This window comes from Pseudomonas sp. B28(2017), assembly GCF_002113025.1.
Lineage (GTDB): Bacteria > Pseudomonadota > Gammaproteobacteria > Pseudomonadales > Pseudomonadaceae > Aquipseudomonas.
This window is the reverse complement of record NZ_NEJH01000021.1, coordinates 1-16,741: the sequence shown is the minus strand read 5'-3', so window position 1 is coordinate 16,741 and position 16,741 is coordinate 1. Positions and strand designations below refer to the sequence as shown.

General features: G+C 61.1%; 20 protein-coding genes. 9 read left to right on the top strand and 11 right to left on the bottom strand.

Annotated elements, in window-relative coordinates:
* The first annotated feature begins 28 nt into the window (after positions 1-28).
* On the top strand, positions 29-316 hold the full coding sequence (locus CAF65_RS27270; protein WP_085719083.1) for a SelT/SelW/SelH family protein: 288 nt from the start codon (positions 29-31) through the stop codon (positions 314-316).
* On the opposite strand, the gene CAF65_RS27265 is transcribed toward CAF65_RS27270, so the two are convergent.
* Both CAF65_RS27265 and CAF65_RS27260 read right to left on the bottom strand, forming a co-directional pair.
* Positions 310-1,203 (bottom strand): DMT family transporter, encoded by an 894-nt coding sequence (locus CAF65_RS27265; RefSeq protein WP_085719082.1) that lies wholly within the window; start codon positions 1,201-1,203, stop codon positions 310-312. The genes CAF65_RS27270 and CAF65_RS27265 overlap by 7 nt on opposite strands.
* A gap of 71 nt (positions 1,204-1,274) precedes the next feature.
* Positions 1,275-2,039, bottom strand: coding sequence for an AraC family transcriptional regulator (locus tag CAF65_RS27260; protein WP_085719081.1), 765 nt, complete (start codon positions 2,037-2,039; stop codon positions 1,275-1,277).
* A gap of 134 nt (positions 2,040-2,173) precedes the next feature.
* On the opposite strand from CAF65_RS27260, the gene CAF65_RS27255 reads away from it, so the two are divergent.
* Positions 2,174-2,989, top strand: a complete 816-nt coding sequence (locus CAF65_RS27255) for a UDP-2,3-diacylglucosamine diphosphatase (RefSeq protein WP_085719080.1) — start codon at positions 2,174-2,176, stop codon at positions 2,987-2,989.
* A 143-nt stretch (positions 2,990-3,132) separates the two neighbouring features.
* On the opposite strand, the gene CAF65_RS27250 is transcribed toward CAF65_RS27255, so the two are convergent.
* Both CAF65_RS27250 and CAF65_RS27245 read right to left on the bottom strand, forming a co-directional pair.
* Entirely contained in the window at positions 3,133-3,723 is a 591-nt protein-coding gene (locus tag CAF65_RS27250) for an HD domain-containing protein (protein ID WP_085719079.1), read from the bottom strand.
* Positions 3,724-3,750: 27 nt separating this feature from the next.
* Entirely contained in the window at positions 3,751-4,062 is a 312-nt protein-coding gene (locus CAF65_RS27245) for a DUF962 domain-containing protein (protein ID WP_085719078.1), read from the bottom strand.
* A gap of 160 nt (positions 4,063-4,222) precedes the next feature.
* Between CAF65_RS27245 and CAF65_RS27240 the strand changes: the two genes are divergently transcribed.
* Positions 4,223-5,284 (top strand): AraC family transcriptional regulator, encoded by a 1,062-nt coding sequence (locus tag CAF65_RS27240; RefSeq protein WP_085719077.1) that lies wholly within the window; start codon positions 4,223-4,225, stop codon positions 5,282-5,284.
* Here the strand turns inward: CAF65_RS27240 and CAF65_RS27235 are convergent.
* Positions 5,241-6,695 carry a TrkH family potassium uptake protein gene (locus CAF65_RS27235; protein ID WP_085719076.1) on the bottom strand — a complete coding sequence of 485 codons (1,455 nt, stop codon included), beginning with the start codon at positions 6,693-6,695 and terminating at the stop codon, positions 5,241-5,243. The two genes, CAF65_RS27240 and CAF65_RS27235, sit on opposite strands and share 44 nt — an antisense overlap.
* Positions 6,696-6,816: 121 nt before the next feature.
* Between CAF65_RS27235 and CAF65_RS27230 the strand changes: the two genes are divergently transcribed.
* On the top strand, positions 6,817-7,383 hold the full coding sequence (locus CAF65_RS27230; protein ID WP_085719075.1) for an NAD(P)H nitroreductase: 567 nt from the start codon (positions 6,817-6,819) through the stop codon (positions 7,381-7,383).
* A gap of 107 nt (positions 7,384-7,490) precedes the next feature.
* Here the strand turns inward: CAF65_RS27230 and CAF65_RS27225 are convergent, their stop codons facing one another.
* The 6 genes from CAF65_RS27225 to CAF65_RS27200 all read right to left on the bottom strand — a co-directional run bounded on the left by CAF65_RS27225 (position 7,491) and on the right by CAF65_RS27200 (position 11,816).
* Entirely contained in the window at positions 7,491-8,834 is a 1,344-nt protein-coding gene (locus tag CAF65_RS27225; protein WP_085719074.1) for a HAMP domain-containing sensor histidine kinase, read from the bottom strand.
* Positions 8,835-9,011: 177 nt separating this feature from the next.
* On the bottom strand, positions 9,012-9,461 hold the full coding sequence (locus CAF65_RS27220) for a Spy/CpxP family protein refolding chaperone (protein ID WP_085719073.1): 450 nt from the start codon (positions 9,459-9,461) through the stop codon (positions 9,012-9,014).
* A 249-nt stretch (positions 9,462-9,710) separates the two neighbouring features.
* On the bottom strand, positions 9,711-10,388 hold the full coding sequence (locus tag CAF65_RS27215; RefSeq protein ID WP_085719072.1) for a response regulator transcription factor: 678 nt from the start codon (positions 10,386-10,388) through the stop codon (positions 9,711-9,713).
* A 7-nt stretch (positions 10,389-10,395) separates the two neighbouring features.
* The gene (locus tag CAF65_RS27210) at positions 10,396-10,809 is read right to left on the bottom strand and encodes a translation initiation factor 2 (protein ID WP_085719071.1); all 414 of its coding nucleotides are present in this window, start codon (positions 10,807-10,809) and stop codon (positions 10,396-10,398) included.
* Positions 10,810-10,918: 109 nt separating this feature from the next.
* Positions 10,919-11,218 carry a YciI family protein gene (locus CAF65_RS27205; protein WP_085719070.1) on the bottom strand — a complete coding sequence of 100 codons (300 nt, stop codon included), beginning with the start codon at positions 11,216-11,218 and terminating at the stop codon, positions 10,919-10,921.
* Between the two features lies 1 nt (position 11,219).
* Positions 11,220-11,816, bottom strand: a complete 597-nt coding sequence (locus CAF65_RS27200; RefSeq protein WP_085719069.1) for a septation protein A — start codon at positions 11,814-11,816, stop codon at positions 11,220-11,222.
* Between the two features lie 87 nt (positions 11,817-11,903).
* Between CAF65_RS27200 and CAF65_RS27195 the strand changes: the two genes are divergently transcribed.
* From CAF65_RS27195 to rluB, 5 genes are all read left to right on the top strand, one after another.
* Positions 11,904-12,767, top strand: coding sequence for a PHP domain-containing protein (locus CAF65_RS27195; protein WP_085719068.1), 864 nt, complete (start codon positions 11,904-11,906; stop codon positions 12,765-12,767).
* A gap of 13 nt (positions 12,768-12,780) precedes the next feature.
* The gene (locus CAF65_RS27190; RefSeq protein ID WP_033047950.1) at positions 12,781-13,410 is read left to right on the top strand and encodes an L-threonylcarbamoyladenylate synthase; all 630 of its coding nucleotides are present in this window, start codon (positions 12,781-12,783) and stop codon (positions 13,408-13,410) included.
* Positions 13,411-13,470: 60 nt separating this feature from the next.
* Positions 13,471-14,229: a ScpA family protein gene (locus CAF65_RS27185; protein WP_172435389.1), complete on the top strand. Its 759-nt coding sequence runs from the start codon at positions 13,471-13,473 to the stop codon at positions 14,227-14,229.
* An 11-nt stretch (positions 14,230-14,240) separates the two neighbouring features.
* Positions 14,241-15,242, top strand: coding sequence for an SMC-Scp complex subunit ScpB (scpB, locus tag CAF65_RS27180; RefSeq protein WP_085719067.1), 1,002 nt, complete (start codon positions 14,241-14,243; stop codon positions 15,240-15,242).
* A gap of 185 nt (positions 15,243-15,427) precedes the next feature.
* On the top strand, positions 15,428-16,639 hold the full coding sequence (gene rluB, locus CAF65_RS27175) for a 23S rRNA pseudouridine(2605) synthase RluB (protein WP_085719066.1): 1,212 nt from the start codon (positions 15,428-15,430) through the stop codon (positions 16,637-16,639).
* Positions 16,640-16,741 lie beyond the last annotated feature (102 nt).

The following is a 16,741-nucleotide window of genomic DNA, read 5'->3' as shown; positions in this document are numbered from 1 at the left end:
TCGTCAAACTCTGGAGTCAAGTCCCGTCATGAACACCGGCAAACCGGAAGTCGTCATCACCTATTGCACGCAATGCCAGTGGCTGTTGCGTGCGGCCTGGCTGGCCCAGGAACTGCTCAGCACCTTTGGTGATGACCTGGGCAAAGTCTCCCTGGTGCCAGGCACCGGCGGGGTCTTTCATATTTACTGTGACGCTGTGCAGATCTGGGAGCGCAAGGCGGACGGTGGCTTCCCTGAGGCCAAAGTGCTCAAGCAGCGGGTCCGCGACCAGATCGACCCGGACCGCGACCTGGGGCACAACGACCGCACTCAGTGAGATGCAGCCTCGGCGGTAACGGCTTTCTTGCTTGCGCCAATTGAGAACCTGCTGGATACCACGATCGCCACAATGATCAGCGTGCCCCCCAGCAACATGCGCAGGGTCGGGTTTTCGTTGAACAGCAGCCAGGCGACGGTGATGCCGTAGACCGGCTCCAGGGCGAACACCACGGCGGCAGTGCGTGCCTTGATCACCGCGAGGCTGGCGACGAACAGGCTGTGGGCGACACCGGTACAGAACACACCGAGCAGGCCGATCCACAGCCAGTCGATGGCGCGCACTTCGCTTAATTGAGGCGCCGCCACCGGCAGCAGGCACAGGGCAACCACCACGTTCTGACACAGCGCTGCCTGTACAGGTGGGACGCGCCCGGAGCTGGCACGGTTGGTCAGTGACAGCAGCGCGAACAGTAACCCGGAACTCACGGCCCACAGCAGACCGGTGGTGGCGCCGCTGGCCAGATCAAAGTCAGGTGTGACCAGCACCAGTCCGACACTGACCAGCAGCACCAGCACAATTTCATTGGCGCGAATGCGCTCACGGAAGATCAACCCTTCAAGGATCACGGTAAATGCCGGGAAGCTGGCAAAACCGAGCGTTGCAATCGCCACGCCTGCGACTTTCACCGCAATGAAGAAACTCACCCAGTGCCCGGCCAGCAACAAGCCACTGAGCAGCAGCCGACGCCAGTCCACGACCTCGAGTTTCTGCCAGCGCGTCTGGCTGGCGAACCGTGCGAAAAACGCCAGCGCGAGCACAGCAAAAGCGGCCCGGCCGAAAACGATGATTGCCGGTGACGCGGCAGCCAGTTTGCCGAACACACCGGTCAGGCCGAACATCAATGCGCCGATATGCAAGGCGCCAAGGGCAGTACGGGGAGTCATCGCGATCCTTAACGGCAAACGAACAGAGGCATCATTGAAGCGCGTAATCGCCCCTCAAGTCTGTCGACAAACTAGCGTTTTTTGTCGCCAGCCTCGCGCCGCAGTTTCCCGGGCGATGCCCCGAACTCGCGCAGCACCGCCGCCGCGAAGGCACTCTGGGAGTTGTAGCCGACGCGACTGGCAATCTCGCCGATGGGCAGCGCCGAGTTGCGCAGCAAACTCACTGCGATGTGCAGGCGTCGGCTGCGGATGTAGTCCATCGGCGTCTGCCCGCATTCGGCCACGAACCGTGCATGTAAACGGGCACTGGAAAGGCCGGCCACCCGGGCCAGGTCGGCCACTTGCAGCGGGTACGCCGCGTACTGATCGATGTGTGCATTCAGCGCGGCGTAGGGCAGGCGCCGACCGCCAACTACGCCGGGCCTGGCGTTGTTGAGACTGGCCAGTAGCAGCACTGCGCCTTGTTGTGCAATCAGCGGATCATCGACCGGACTGTTCGCCAGCCAACTGACCAACTGGCTTTGCCCGGCGTCCAGGGGCAGGCGGCCGGCGTTGTCGAGCAAGCGTCGGCTGGACTCGGCGTGATCGCCCAACGACTGGGCAACCCATTGTTCGCTGGGTACATCCAGCACCAGGCAGCGGCTGCCATTGGGGCTGCCACAAGCGTGATGCGCTCCGGAGGGCACCACTAAGAAACTCTGCTGGACCACTTGGCTACCATGGCCGTCGACCTCGAAATCCAGGGCGCCCGAAAGCCCGAACACCAATTGCGCGTGGTCGTGGCTGTGGACGATCAGGTCGTGGCTGTATTGGCGAAGCGTGAGGATCGGTCTCATCGCAGGTCTCCCGGTTCAGGGCGTCAGTCTACACCGAGCGGGCCTGCCAGCGTTGTCACAGGACTGACTTGACGCTGTCATGGACCATTAACCGGGCCGGGGCAGACTTGGCAAAACTTGCCAGAGGGTTGCCCATGACCAGCGCCGAGCTCGCCAAACCCACCCGTAAGCAACGCGTACGGACTTTATGGATTTCCGACGTGCATTTGGGCACCCGGGATTGTCAGGCTGAACACCTGTCGCAGTTTCTCAAGAGCTACCACGCGGACAAGATCTACCTGGTCGGCGACATCATCGACGGCTGGAAGCTGCGCGGCGGCATGTATTGGCCGCAAGCGCATACCAACGTGATCCGTCGCCTGTTGACCATGAGCAAGCGTGGCACCGAGGTGATCTACGTCACCGGCAATCACGACGAGTTCCTGCGCCGCTATTCGAAGCTGATTCTGGGCAATATCCAGCTGGTGGACGAAGCCGTGCACGTCACCGCCGATGGTCGGCACCTTCTGGTGATTCATGGCGATCAGTTCGATGTGATCACCCGTTATCATCGCTGGCTGGCTTTTCTGGGTGACTCGGCGTACGAATTCACCCTGACCCTCAACCGCTGGCTCAATCATTGGCGCGCGCGATATGGCTACGGCTACTGGTCGTTGTCGGCCTACCTCAAGCACAAGGTGAAAACCGCGGTCAGCTTCATCAGTGACTTCGAAGAAGCCATCGCTCATGAATGCGTCAAGCGCGAGTTGCACGGCGTAGTGTGCGGGCACATTCACCATGCCGAGATTCGCAAGGTCGGCGAAGTGGACTACCTCAATTGTGGCGACTGGGTGGAGTCGTGCACCGCGCTGATCGAGCACTGGGATGGTTCGATCGAGTTGTATCGCCTGGCGGACGCCCAGGCCCGTGAGGCGCAATTGAAGGCGGCCAGGGTTGCCGAGTTGGCATGACTGTCATTCGGTGTTTGTACTGGCCTCTTCGCGAGCAGGCTCGCTCCTACAGTAGATTTTTGTGAGCACGGAATTTGCTCGCGCCGCAAAACCTGTGGGAGCGAGCCTGCTCGCGATTGACCGCACAGCGGTCCCGAAATGACTCAGGTCGGTGCGTGCTCTTCCATCGCCGCCTTGTAAATCGAGTTCCTGGGGTGCGCAAACAACCGCTCCATCAATGGCTCGAAAAAGCTCAATGGCAGCGTGTCGTACGCCGGGTCAAACGCCGCTGCATCGTACCTGGCACAGAACTCGACGGTCGCCTGGTACTGCGGGTGGTCCTGGAATTGCTCACGCAGATACCGATCCATGCCCAGGTGGTGGAAGAAGTAGTAGCCCTGGAATATCCCGTGCTTTTCCACCATCCACAAGTTCTCGGCGCTGACGAACGGCTTGAGGATCGCCGCCGCGATGTCCGGGTGGTTGTAGGAACCCAGGGTGTCGCCGATGTCATGGAGCAGGGCGCAGACCACGTATTCTTCGTCGCGACCATCGCGCCAGGCGCGGGTGGCGGTTTGCAGAGAGTGGGTGAGGCGATCCACCGGGAACCCGCCAAAATCACCCTCCAGCAACTTCAGGTGCGCCACGATCCTTGTCGGCAATTGTCGCGCGTAGGCACTGAAGTCCGCCGCGATGATCGCCCAGTCTTCCTGCGTGCCGTCCTTCATGTGGGTGAAGCGGGCATTGGCATTCATAGGCAACTCTCTTGTAAGTCGTGTTATCTAGAACGGAATGCGTCCCAGAATCATGTCCCGGTACATGACAAAATCGCCGAGCAGGCTATAGAAGGGGTGTTGGAACGTTGCCGGGCGGTTCTTCTCGAAGAAGAAATGCCCGACCCAGGCAAAGCTGTAACCCGCCACAGGCAGGGCCCACAACAGCATCCATATCCCGCGACCAATGGTCAGCGCCAGAATCAAGATAACCAGTGTCGTGCCGATAAAGTGTAAGCGGCGGCAGGTACTGTTGCTGTGCTCGCTGAGGTAGTAAGGGTAAAACTCAGCAAAGCTGTTGAAGCGTTTGATGTTTTCCACGACTGCAATCTCTGTGGTTATTGTTCTGGCAGCAAGTTGTTCTGCGGGTAGCTTATTTGAGTCTAGAGTGATCAATGGCATCAGGCAGTGACAATAGGCGCCACTTTAATATCCTTCGGTCAATAGCCGTAGCATGCGGCTCACCATGTAAGAAAACGCCATGAGCGAACGAACGACTTCTGCAAGCTGGGCGATGGGGATTGTCAAAGCGCTGGAGATGGACGGCCTGGATTGCCGGGTTCTGTTCAAACAGCTGGGGCTCGACTACGCGGCACTGGATGATCCGGATGCACGCTTTGCGCAGGATTCAATGACACGGCTGTGGCAACGCGCGGTCGATCTGTCCGGCAACCCGGCCATCGGCCTGAACATGGGCAAGGTGGTGCGACCGGCGCAGTTTCATGTGGCGGGTTACGCCTTGATGTCCAGCCAGACCCTGGGCGAAGGCTTTCAGCGACTGGTGCGCTATCAGCGAATCATCGCCGAAAGTGCCGACCTGAGTTTCAAGCTGCTGGAAGAAGGCTACGCGCTGATTCTGACGGTACATGGCGACCATCTGCCGCCGACCCGGCAAAGCGCCGAAGCATCAATGGCCTGTGCCTTGGCACTGTGCGGCTGGTTGACCGGGCGTACGCTGCATCCACGCAAAGTGTTGTTGCAAGGCGCCGAGCCAGCCGATCTGGAACCCTATAAACAGGCCTTCCATGCACCGTTGGTGTTCAATGCGCCATACGATGCACTGATATTCGAACACGCGGACATGGAAGCCCCGCTGCCGACGGCCAACGAAGCCATGGCGTTGCTGCATGACCGCTTTGCCGGTGAGTACCTGGCGCGCTTTTCCGAAAGCCGCGTGACCCACAAGGCACGGCAGGTGTTGTGCCGCCTGTTGCCTCAGGGCGAGCCCAAGCGCGACACCGTGGCGCAGGCACTGCACCTTTCCCAGCGCACCTTGCAACGGCGCTTGCAGGAGGAGGGCACGAGTTTTCAGGCGTTGCTGGACGACACTCGGCGCGAACTGGCCGAGCAGTACCTGGCGCAACCGAGCATGACTTTGCTGGAAATTGCCTACTTGCTGGGGTTCGCCGATCCGAGCAACTTCTTCCGCGCTTTTCGCCGCTGGTTCGCTGCCACACCCGGCGAGTACCGGATGCGGCTGCTGCAAACATCAGAAGCGGTCAATGACGCCAGAATGCCGGAATACACAGCACAAACACCGTAATGATCTCCAGTCGGCCCAGCAGCATGCCGAACGAGAGAATCCACTTGGCGGCATCCGGCAGGGTGGCGAAGTTGCCCGCCGGGCCTATGGTTTCGCCGAGTCCCGGACCGACACCGGACACGGTACTGGCCGCGCCGGTGAGGGCGGTCATCCAGTCCACGCCGAGCAGCGACAGCAGCAGCGCAATCACGCAGATGGTGATTGCGAAGAAGAACGAAAAGGTCAGGATCGAACGCACGATTTCTTCGTCGAGGCGGTGACCGTTGTACTTCTGCTTGATCACCGCGCGCGGGTGAATCAGCTGGTTAAGGTTGGCCTTGAGCAGGATATAGGCCACCTGGAAGCGGAAAATCTTGATACCGCCCGCAGTCGAGCCGGAGCAACCGCCGACAAACCCCAGATAGAAGAACAGCATCAACGAGAAATTGCCCCACAGGCTGTAGTCCCCCAGTGCGAAACCGGTCGTCGTCACGACCGACGTCACGTTCAGCGCCACATGCCGCAACGCCTCCAGCCAATGCAGCTGGGTAGTCCACCAATACCAGGTGCCCAGCACCAGCCAGGTCACCAACAGCATGCCGAGCAGGCCTTGAACCTGTTCGTCCTTGATCAGCGCCCGACGGTTACCACGCAACGTGGCGACATACAGGGTGAACGGCAGGGCACCAAGAATCATGATGACGATCGCGACCCAATGCACCGCAGGCTCCGGCCACTTGGCCAAAGACTGGTCGGAGGTGGAGAAACCGCCGGTGGAAATCGCCGACATCGCATGGTTGATCGCATCGAACAGGCTCATCCCGGCCCACCAGAATGCCAGGCTGCCGACAATGGTAATGCCGACGTAGGTCGCCACGATCAGCCGCGCCACCATGTGCGAGCGGGGCATGACTTTTTCCGAGCGGTCCGACGATTCGGTCTGGAACAGCCGCATGCCACCGATGCGCAACAGCGGCAGGATCGCCACCGCCATGCCGATAAAGCCGATGCCGCCGAGCCAGTGCAGCAACGAGCGCCACATCAGGATGCCGGGGGACATGGTGTCCAGGCCGCTGAGCACGGTTGCGCCAGTGGCGGTGATGCCGGACATGCTTTCGAAGAATGAATCGGTGTAGCTGATGTGCTGGGTCAGCAGGAACGGCAATGCGGCGAAGATGCACACCACCAGCCAACTGCTGACGGTCAGCAGGTACATGTCCCGGGGGCGCAGGTGAATGTGTTCCGGGCGACCGGGAATCACCAGCGCCAGGCCGGCGACAAAGGTGATCATGCTGGCCCAGAGGAACGACGGCAGATCGCCGGTGTGGTCGAAAATGACCAGCGTGGCCATGGGGATGACCATGGAGATCGCCAGCGTGATCAGGAAGATGCCGATGATGAAACCAATGATCCGTAAGGTCGGCAACGCCATGAGGTCCGCTCGGCTGATAGGGGAAAGGGCGCCATTCTACCCGCGAGGCGGGGCATGTAAACCGGCACTGGTGCGGCAGTTACAGCTAGAATAGCCGCACAAATTTTTCAGGAGGTGGCCGATGCAGGCTCTCGACGCTTTGCTCAACCGTGTTTCCGTTCCACGACTGATTGACCCTGCACCCACTGCCGAACAGCGCGAGGTGCTGTTCGGCGCCGCCATGCGCGCCCCGGATCACGGTCACTTGCAGCCTTGGCGTTTCCTCACGGTCGAAGGCGCGGCGCGCGAGCAAATGGGCCAGTTGCTGGCCGAAGCGGCGAAGCTTTCGGACAGCGAAGTCAGCGAAGCGGCCATCGACAAGGCGCGCAATGGTCCACTGCGGGCACCGTTGGTGGTGGTGGTGATCGCGCGGTTGCAGGATCACGTCAAGTATCCGAAGTCCGAGCAGTTGCTGGCGGCGGGCTGTGCGGCCCACGGGATTTTACTGGCGGCCTATGCGCAGGGTATTGGCGCGGTGTGGCGTACTGGTGACCTGGCTTACTCGCCCCATGTAGCCAAGGGTTTGGGCCTGGCGGAGGGGGAAGAGGTGATTGCCTTCCTGTATCTGGGCACACCGCAGAAAGAACCGCGTGTGGCCGAGAAAGTCGACCTCGCCGAGTTCGTCAGTGCCTGGCCTGGCAAGGCCTGACACCGTAATTCTCCTGTGGGAGCGAGCCTGCTCGCGAAGAGGTCAGCACATCCGGCATTGAAGTATCAGACCCAGCGCTTTCGCGAGCCGGCTCGCCCCCACAGGGGTCAAGGTTGAACTACTGCTCCTGGGACGAGAGGCAATTCCAGACTGGCAATAAATCCGCCCTCCGGGTGATTGGCCAGCACCAGGCTGCCACCATGTCGCTCCGCCGCGCGGCGCGCGATGGCCAGGCCCAGGCCGTGTCCGGCCGCTGTCTGCCCCGGTGCCCGATAGAACGGTTCACCGAGCTGGCTCAGATGTTCGGCACTGACCCCGGGCCCGTGGTCGCGCACGGTCACGACGATCCGCTCACCCTGGCGCAACGCCTGCATTTCGATCGGCAGGCCTCCCACAGGATTGAAGCGCTGGGCGTTGCGCAGCAAATTGTCCACGGCCCGCTCGATCATGGTCGGCCAGCCCTTCAGATTCAGTTGCGACTCGGCTTCGAGGTGGACGAGTTGCTCGGGTGAGGCGAGTTGCGCATCCTTTTGCAGGGTATTGAGCAAGGCATTCAGATCCACCTCTTGCGCACTGGCGTTATCGGAGTCGACCCGGGCCAGTACCAGGATTTCGCTGATCAACGCTTCCAGTCGGTCGCACTCACGGGTCAGGCGCGGCCAGAGCTGTTCCCGTTCTTGCGGGGTGGCCCGTTCGGCCAGCGCCAGCGCGATACGCAGGCGGGCGAGGGGCGAGCGCAGTTCGTGGGATACATCCCGCAACAATTGCCGCTGACTGCCAATCAGGCTCTGCAGGCGCGCGCCCATGCGGTTGAAGTCGTTGGCCAGCACGCCAAACTCATCGCGACGATTGGCCAGTTTGGCCAGGCTGTTCTGTTGATAGGCAGTTTGTCCCAGGTCATGCACCGCTCCGCGCAGGCGGCTGAGCGGGCGAGTGATGGAAAAGGTCACCAGCAGGCTGAACAGGGTCAGCACCACCAGGGCGATACCCAGTGCGCTGAGCGGCCAGAGCAGACTCTCGCGGTGCCAGGCGGCCAGTTCAGGGTGTGGAATGCGGTAGATGAACAGGTAGGTGTCGCCGGTTTTTTCGCTGGTGAATTCATCGGTCAGACGCCGCCATGGCAGGCGCCGGTCCTCGTTGTTCTGTCGCGCCTCAAAAGCTGCCGCACGTTTCGGGAAGGTGCCGCGCACGACCGGATCGCCGCTTTCGTTAAGCACCTGAACGTCGATGTGATACTGGCGTTTACGTTGCTGGAGAATATCCTGGGCAGCATCTTCGCCCTGGCTTTCGTAGGTTTGCGTCCACTCTTCGGCCAGCGTGTTGAGGCCCGGGTGGCGGCTGAGAATCCATGCGTCCTGGTTGAGCATGTGCCCGAGCAGGATGGAAAGCCCTGCAACCAGAGCGATGGCCAGCCAGAAGCTGGCCAGGATACGCCAGAACAATGAACGCACGGAAAGTCCTCGAACAAACACAAACCCATGTGGGAGCGAGCCTGCTCGCGAAGAGGGCGTGTCAGACGACACCATTGCTGCCTGATACACCGCCTTCGCGAGCAGGCTCGCTCCCACCTTGATTCGAATGGCATCAGACCCAACGGTGTATAGTCGTCGGGTCCGAGGGTCAGCGCATTATTGCGCTTTTTGCGGTTGTTGCGCTTTCCAGGCTTTGAACTCAGCCCACTCGGCGCGACGTTCAGCCTGTTTTTTCTGGATCTCGTCGAATTTCTTCTGTTGATCCGGTTTCAGCACCGCGCGCACGTCAGCTTCGGCTTTCTGGTGCTTGGCCGCCATTTCGTCTTTCATGGCTTTCTGGTCGGCTGGCGAGAGTTTCTCCAGGTACTTCTCGACCAGTTGCTTACGTTCGTGCATCTGCTCGCCCATGATCTTGCGGATCTGCTCGCGCTGTTCGCGGCTCAGGTCCAGTTGACTGTACGGGCCTTTGCCGTGCATGCCGTGCATCTGACCGCCGTGGCGCGATCCGTCCATCGGACCGTCCATCGGGCCTGTGCCTTCAGGCATGGCCATGGCAACGGTCGGCAGGGCAGCAGCGAACATCAGAGCGATAAGAGTCTTGCGCATGGTGTATCTCCTTGTCTCGTTCCCGGTACGTTCCGGATGAGTACAGATTACGCAGGTCAAGGTCAGCGGCGGTCAGCGGAGCGTAAAGCTTGGGTAAAGATGAATTTGCGCCGACCTGACAAAGCGTCCGGGTGACTGACTGTAGGAGCGAGCTCGCTCGCGATGGAGTTGAACGATTAGGCGTGCTGTCTGAAAAAACGCGCTGACTTTGAGTCCATCGTCGGAACGCCGCCCGGAGCAAGCTCGCTCCTACAGGCTGTAGTAGTAACCGCGGCTGCGCAGGGCCACGATGCGCGGGCGGCCATCGGGGTGTGGGCCGATCTTCTTGCGCAGGTTGCTGACGTGCATGTCCAGGCTGCGGTCGTACAGGGTCAGCTTGCGGCCGAGGGCGATCTGCGCCAGTTCCTGTTTGTCCAGGGGCTCGCCGGGCTGCTTGAGCAGGGCTTCCAGCAGGCGGCTTTCGGAAACGGTGAGGGTGAACTCCTGCTCGTCGATGCTGACTACCCCGCGCACCGGGCTGAAACACAGGTCACCCAGTTCCATATGGCTGGACACCGCTGCCGGGTGGCTACGACGCAAGACCGCGCGCAGGCGGGCGGTCAGTTCCCGTGGATCGCAGGGCTTGGCCAGGTAATCGTCGGCGCCCAGTTCCAGGCCGAGGATCCGGTCCAGGGGCTCGCCCCGTGCCGAAAGCATCAGCACCGGTAAATCCGGGTGATCGCTGCGCAACTGCTTGAGCAGTTCCAGCCCGCTGCCATCTGGCAGCATCACATCCAGCACCACGGCCGCCGGGGCGGTTTCGGCCAGCGCGCGGCGTGCGCTCTGACCGTCGTGACAGGCGCGTACCTGAAACCCTTCCTGGCTCAGCCAACTGCTCAGGAGCTCACAGAGCTCCTGGTCATCATCAATCAGTAACAGCTCGCTCATGACTCACTCAATTTAGCCATTGTCGACGTTTTCGACTTGCTCCACTGGCGAAGATACCGCAGAGCAGAGCCAATAGCGCTACTCCGGCGCCAACGACAAACCATTGTTGCTGGTCGGTCAGCAGGTGCGGCAGCGGACTGCTGGCCTGGGCTTCCTTGAGTTGCAGCTTCAAACGCTGGTTCTCCTGGCGCAACCGGGCCAGCAGCGGGCTTTCGCGTTCGCCATCGGCAGTTTGCAGTTGTTTGCTCAGTTCTTCCCGTTGCCGCTCGCTTTCTTTCAAGCGTTGCTGCAATTCGGTGATCTGGCTGCCGGCGCTCAAGGAAAGCGGCGTCGAGTTTCCACCCTCGGCGTTTTCTTCACCGTGGGCGGGCGCCACGACCGACAACGTGACCAACATCAGACACAACGGACCTTTGCGCATCGCGACTCCTGATTCCAATACGAGTATTGGGCAGGTTGTCGGCCGGCAAACGAGAATAATGAGCGATTGAGAGCGCGATGAACCGACAAGGTTCATCGCGTGGAAGATTTTATGGCAGGACTTGCTTGAACGGCTTCACCAGAACGTTGGCGTAGACACCTGCGGCGATGTACGGATCAGCGTCTGCCCAGGCCTGGGCAGCGCTCAGCGAGTCGAACTCGGCAACGATCAGGCTGCCGGTGAAACCCGCCGCGCCGGGATCATTGCTGTCGACGGCCGGGTGCGGGCCGGCCAATATGATGCGACCTTCGCCCTTGAGCGCTTGCAGGCGCTCGAGGTGCGCAGGCCGTGCGGCCAGGCGGGCTTCCAGGGAGTTGGCGACGTCTGTGGCAATGATTGCGTAAAGCATTTCAGTCCTCGGTTTTTGGCGTAGTGGTGTCGGCATCGTGCAGATGGCGGGACAGGTAGATGCCCTGGCCGACCAGGAACAGCAAAGTCATGCCCAGGCTGCCGAAGACCTTGAAGTCGACCCAGTAGCTCTGGAAGGTGAACGCGACAAACAGGTTGGCGCCGCCGCAAAACAGGAAGAAGGTGATCCAGGCGATGTTCAGGCGCGTCCAGACAGGCTCCGGCAAGGTCAGCGCGTGGCCCATGATGCGCTTGATCAGCAGGCTGTCACCGACGAAGTGGCTGCCAATGAACGCCAGGGCGAACAGCCAGTTGACCACTGGAGCTTTCCACTTCAGGAACGTCTCGCTGTGAAACGCCAGGGTCAGGCTGCCGAAGACCAGGCAGGCGATCAGGGTCAGCCACTGGCTCTTCTCCAGCTTGCGCTGTTTGATGAACAGCGTGCCGTAGACCACCAGGGAACTGACGATCAACATCGCAGTGGCGCTGTAAATACCGCCTACAGTGACCTCATGGCCGGCGATGTCGACGACCCGTGGATCGGTTTTGAAGACGATGAAAAACAGCAGGAGCGGGATGAAATCGATGAATTGTTTCACAGTGGCAGCCAGAAGCAGGATGTGGCGGCATAATAACAAACATATGGGCGCGCGATAGCGCCAGCTGATTTGAGGTTACAAAGCCCAGTGAATGTTGATTTGCACTGCCATAGCACGGCCTCCGATGGCGCCCTGGCGCCTGCGGTTCTGGTGGCGCGGGCGTTCGAAAAGGGCGTGCGAGTCCTGGCCTTGACCGATCACGACACCCTTGAAGGCCTCGACGAGGCCCGGCACGCGGCTACCGCGCTGGGGATGCAACTGGTCAATGGCGTCGAATTGTCCTGTACCTGGGGCGGCGCGACCATTCATGTCCTGGGCTACGGTTTTGACGTGAACGCCGCGCCGTTGGTCGAGGCCATCGCCAAATTGCATGATGGCCGTTGGCTGCGCTCCGAGGAAATCAGCCGCAAACTGGCGCTGAAAGGCATGCCGGGGGCGCTGGAAGGCGCCCGGGAGATCCAGCAGGTACTGGGCGACAGCGGCAACGCGCCGGCCCGCCCGCATTTCGCCGACTGGATGGTGCGTGAAGGTTTCGTCAAGGATCGCGGCGAGGCGTTCCGCAAATGGCTGGGCGCCGGCAAGCTGGGTGACGTCAAGCAGCACTGGCCGACCCTGGACGAAACCGTCGAAACCCTGCGCGCGGCCAAGGCCTGGGTCAGCCTGGCACACCCCTGGCACTATGATTTCACCCGCAGCAAGCGTCGTCGCCTGATTGCCGACTATATTCAAGCAGGGGGCCACGCCATCGAAGTGGTCAATGGCTATCAGCCTGCCGAGCAAGTGGGCAGCCTGGCCATTCTGGCCCGCGAATTCGGTCTGCTGGTCAGTGCCGGCAGTGATTTTCATGGCCCCGGAGGCTGGTCGGAAATCGGTGAATACCGGCCTCTCCCGGAGGATCTGCCACCACTATGGTGTCGATTCAAACATGACCCAGTTATTGCCGCCGTCTGAACAGGTAGAGAATGTGAGTCAATTTTTCCAGATTCATCCGGAAAACCCGCAAGCGCGCCTGATCAAACAGGCGGTCGAGATCATCCGCAAGGGCGGGGTGGTGATTTATCCTACAGACTCTTCCTACGCCATTGGTTGCCAGATCGGCGACAAAGTGGCTGTGGAGCGCGTGCGACGTTTGCGCGGGCTGGATGAAAAGCACAACTTCGCGCTGATTTGCTGCGATCTGTCGCAGTTGGGGCTGTTTGCCAAGATCGACACCGGCACTTTCCGCTTGCTCAAGGCCCACTTGCCGGGGCCGTACACGTTCATTCTCAACGCCACCCGCGAAGTACCGCGACTGTTGCTGCACCCGAAAAAACGCACCATCGGCCTGCGGGTGCCAAGCCATCCGATTGCCCTGGCACTGCTGGAGCAACTCGGCGAGCCGTTGATGAGCGTGAGTCTGATCATGCCTGGTGAAACCGACCCTATGTATGATCCCCATGAAATGCGCCAATTGCTCGAGCACCAGGTCGATCTGATCATCGATGGCGGCTTCGGCGGGATCAAGGCGTCCACCGTGATCAACCTCGCCGATGGCGAGCCGGAAGTCATTCGTGTTGGTTGCGGCGACCCTGCGCCGTTCATGGTCGAGGCCTAGATGTCCGCAGTAGAACCCGTCGACAGTCAGGCCGGAGCCCAGCAGGAACTACCCTTCGCCATGGTCTATGGCCAGGCGGTCATGGAAATGCCGCTGGACCTGTACATCCCGCCGGATGCCCTCGAGGTCTTCCTCGAGGCGTTCGAAGGCCCGCTCGACCTGCTGCTGTACCTGATCCGCAAACAGAACATCAACATCCTCGACATCCCGGTGGCGGAAATCACTCGCCAGTACATGGGCTACGTCGAATTGATGCAGTCGGTTCGCCTCGAACTGGCCGCCGAGTACCTGGTGATGGCCGCGATGCTGGCCGAGATCAAGTCGCGGATGCTGCTGCCACGGGCCGAAACCGTCGAAGACGAAGAGGAAGACCCGCGCGCCGAACTGATCCGTCGCTTGCAGGAGTACGAACGCTTCAAGGCTGCCGCCGAAGGCATCGATGGCCTGAGTCGCGTCGGTCGTGACGTGGTGGTGCCCAAGCTTGACGCCCCGGAGGCCAGGGCACGCAAGCTGCTGCCGGACGTACGCTTGTCAGAGTTGCTGTTGTCCATGGCCGAGGTGTTGCGCCGTGGCGACATGTTCGAAAGCCATCAGGTCAGCCGCGAGGCGCTGTCGACCCGTGAACGCATGAGCGATGTGCTGGAACGCCTCAAGGGCGGTGGTTTCGTGCCGTTTGTCGAGCTGTTCACCGCCGAAGAAGGGCGCCTGGGCGTGGTGGTGACCTTTATGGCGATCCTCGAATTGGTCAAGGAATCCCTGGTCGAGCTGGTGCAGAATGAACCATTTGCCGCGATCCACGTGCGAGCCCGAGCCGAATAACGAGTTGAATCATGAACCTGACTGAACCCCGCGAGCTGGCGCCATTGCTTGAAGCCTTTCTGTTGGCCTCGGGAAAGCCGCAATCTCTGGAAAGCCTGTTCGAACTCTTCGAAGAGGGCGAGCGCCCCGAGCCGCCGGTCTTCAAGAAGGCCCTGACGATTCTGGCGAAGTCCTGCGATGGTCGCGCCTTTGAACTGAAGGAAGTGGCTTCGGGGTATCGCCTGCAAATTCGCGAGAAATTTGCGCCGTGGGTCGGGCGTCTGTGGGAAGAGCGCCCGCAGCGCTACTCCCGTGCCATGCTGGAAACCATGGCCCTGATCGCCTATCGCCAACCGATCACCCGGGGCGAAATCGAAGACGTGCGGGGCGTGGCGGTCAACAGCAACATCGTCAAGACGCTGATGGAGCGCGAGTGGATCCGCATCGTCGGCTACCGTGACGTACCCGGCAAACCGGCAATGTTCGCCACCACCAAGGCATTCCTCGATCACTTCAACCTGAAACACCTCGACGACCTGCCGCCGTTGGCGGAACTGCGCGAGCTGGAACCGGATCCGGTGCTCGATTTCGACGACGCCCCCGTACCCGCCGGTCTGCAAGAGTTGGCCGACGCCAGCGCCGAGCCGGAAGAACCGAAGGAAGAAACCAGTTTCCACACGCTGTTGCTGGAGCTGGACAGCATGGAGGAAGGGCTCAAGACCGACTTCGACGACTTGCTGCGTGATGGCGCCGAATTCCCGACTGACCTGGAACCGGAGCCGATTGAACCGGAATCCGACATTGCGCAGATCGAGCCGGAGCCTGAAGACGAGCCCGAGCCCGAGCCCGAGCCCGAGCCGGAGACGAAGCAGGAAGACGATATCCTCGGCGTTGCCGAAGCCCGGGAAAAGCTCCTGGCCGCCGTGGCTGCCCTCGAACAGCCGAAGCCCGAACCGCAGCTGTCGGACGAAGAGGCCGAAGCCCTGGCTCTGGCCGAAGCCATCGAGGCCGAACGTCGTCAATTCGAGGACTGACGCAAACCCTGTGGGATTGTGTTCCCGAAAAACGGCGAGCCACCGGCCGGCGGAAAAACAAATAACCTTGCATTGATCAGCTAGTCTCTGATGCGCAAACGCCCTCATGCGCGTATGATTCGCGACCCTTCGGCGATCCCTTCGCCAAAGTACCCAGTTTTCAGACCACACCGGGAGGTGCCCAGATGAGTATCAAAGACCAGCAAGACGACCAGCCAATCGGCCCGGCAGGCGAAAAACTGCAGAAAGTCCTCGCCCGTATCGGCGTCGGCTCGCGCCGTGACGTGGAAGCCTGGATCAGCCACGGCCGCATCAAGGTCAACGGCAAAGACGCCACCCTTGGCCAGCGCGTCGATATGCACGACGCCATCACCATCGATGGCAAGGTGATCAAGCGCGAAGAGGCCGCCGAATCGGTCCGCCGTGTGATCATGTACAACAAGCCCGACGGCGAGATCTGCACCCGTGTCGATCCGGAAGGCCGCCCAACCGTGTTCGACAAGCTGCCGCGTCCGAAAGAGGGTCGCTGGATCAACATCGGCCGCCTCGACATCAACACCACCGGTTTGCTGATGTTCACCACCGACGGTGAACTGGCCAACCGTCTGATGCACCCGTCCTACGAGATGGATCGCGAGTACGCCGTGCGTGTACGCGGTGAAGTCGATGACGAGATGATCGAGCGCCTGAAGGCTGGTGTTGTCCTCGAAGACGGCCCGGCGCGTTTCACCGACATCCAGCAGGCACCGGGCGGCGAAGGTTTCAACCACTGGTATCACTGCGTGGTGATGGAGGGTCGTAACCGCGAAGTACGTCGCCTGTGGGAATCCCAGGGCCTGGTGGTCAGCCGTCTGAAGCGCGTGCGTTTCGGTCCGGTGTTCCTCAACTCAGACCTGCCGATGGGCCGCTGGCGCGAAATGAGCCAGTACGAAGTCGACGTCCTCAGCGAGGAAGTCGGCCTGACCCCGGTGGCCATGCCGCAACTGAACGCCAAGAGCAAGGACAAGCTCGACCGGATGCAACGCAAGTCGTCGCGGCCGATGGCCAGGACCGAACGTGTACGCACCCTGCGTCCAGCGAATAGTGGACCTGCAGCCCCGCGTGAAAACCGCGAGCCGCAGATCGAAGGCGAGCGTCCAGGGCGCAAGCCTGTTGCGCGTCAGGACGGCGAACGCGGTCCACGCACGCCACGTCCGGCCAATGGCCGTACTGAGCGTGGCGAAGGTCGTGGTACGCCGGTAGCCGATCGTCCGGCCGACACCAAGCGTCCGGCCAAGCCAGCACCGAAGCGTCCGGGGATCAAGCTGGTCGACGGTGACACGCCATCGGGCAAACGCCGAGGCGCCCCGGCCGGTTCCGGCCAGCGTCCGGGTTTTGGTCGGCATAAGCCGGAGTGAGGCAGCGGTAAGCTGCAAGTGACAAGTTAAAAACGCCAACCTTCGGGTTGGCGTTTTTAACTTGTCACTTGCAGCTTACCGCTGCCTCACTCCGGCTTATGC

What these genes read in the sequence shown, in the direction of transcription:
- CAF65_RS27185 (WP_172435389.1), top strand. Translation starts at nt 13,471, where the DNA reads ATGGTCTATGGCCAGGCGGTCATGGAAATGCCGCTGGACCTGTACATC.
- CAF65_RS27265 (WP_085719082.1), bottom strand. Translation starts at nt 1,203, where the DNA reads ATGACTCCCCGTACTGCCCTTGGCGCCTTGCATATCGGCGCATTGATG.
- CAF65_RS27210 (WP_085719071.1), bottom strand. Translation starts at nt 10,809, where the DNA reads ATGCGCAAAGGTCCGTTGTGTCTGATGTTGGTCACGTTGTCGGTCGTG.
- CAF65_RS27240 (WP_085719077.1), top strand. Translation starts at nt 4,223, where the DNA reads ATGAGCGAACGAACGACTTCTGCAAGCTGGGCGATGGGGATTGTCAAA.
- CAF65_RS27260 (WP_085719081.1), bottom strand. Translation starts at nt 2,039, where the DNA reads ATGAGACCGATCCTCACGCTTCGCCAATACAGCCACGACCTGATCGTC.
- CAF65_RS27270 (WP_085719083.1), top strand. Translation starts at nt 29, where the DNA reads ATGAACACCGGCAAACCGGAAGTCGTCATCACCTATTGCACGCAATGC.
- CAF65_RS27250 (WP_085719079.1), bottom strand. Translation starts at nt 3,723, where the DNA reads ATGAATGCCAATGCCCGCTTCACCCACATGAAGGACGGCACGCAGGAA.
- rluB (WP_085719066.1), top strand. Translation starts at nt 15,428, where the DNA reads ATGAGTATCAAAGACCAGCAAGACGACCAGCCAATCGGCCCGGCAGGC.
- CAF65_RS27220 (WP_085719073.1), bottom strand. Translation starts at nt 9,461, where the DNA reads ATGCGCAAGACTCTTATCGCTCTGATGTTCGCTGCTGCCCTGCCGACC.
- CAF65_RS27235 (WP_085719076.1), bottom strand. Translation starts at nt 6,695, where the DNA reads ATGGCGTTGCCGACCTTACGGATCATTGGTTTCATCATCGGCATCTTC.
- CAF65_RS27230 (WP_085719075.1), top strand. Translation starts at nt 6,817, where the DNA reads ATGCAGGCTCTCGACGCTTTGCTCAACCGTGTTTCCGTTCCACGACTG.
- CAF65_RS27205 (WP_085719070.1), bottom strand. Translation starts at nt 11,218, where the DNA reads ATGCTTTACGCAATCATTGCCACAGACGTCGCCAACTCCCTGGAAGCC.
- scpB (WP_085719067.1), top strand. Translation starts at nt 14,241, where the DNA reads ATGAACCTGACTGAACCCCGCGAGCTGGCGCCATTGCTTGAAGCCTTT.
- CAF65_RS27255 (WP_085719080.1), top strand. Translation starts at nt 2,174, where the DNA reads ATGACCAGCGCCGAGCTCGCCAAACCCACCCGTAAGCAACGCGTACGG.
- CAF65_RS27215 (WP_085719072.1), bottom strand. Translation starts at nt 10,388, where the DNA reads ATGAGCGAGCTGTTACTGATTGATGATGACCAGGAGCTCTGTGAGCTC.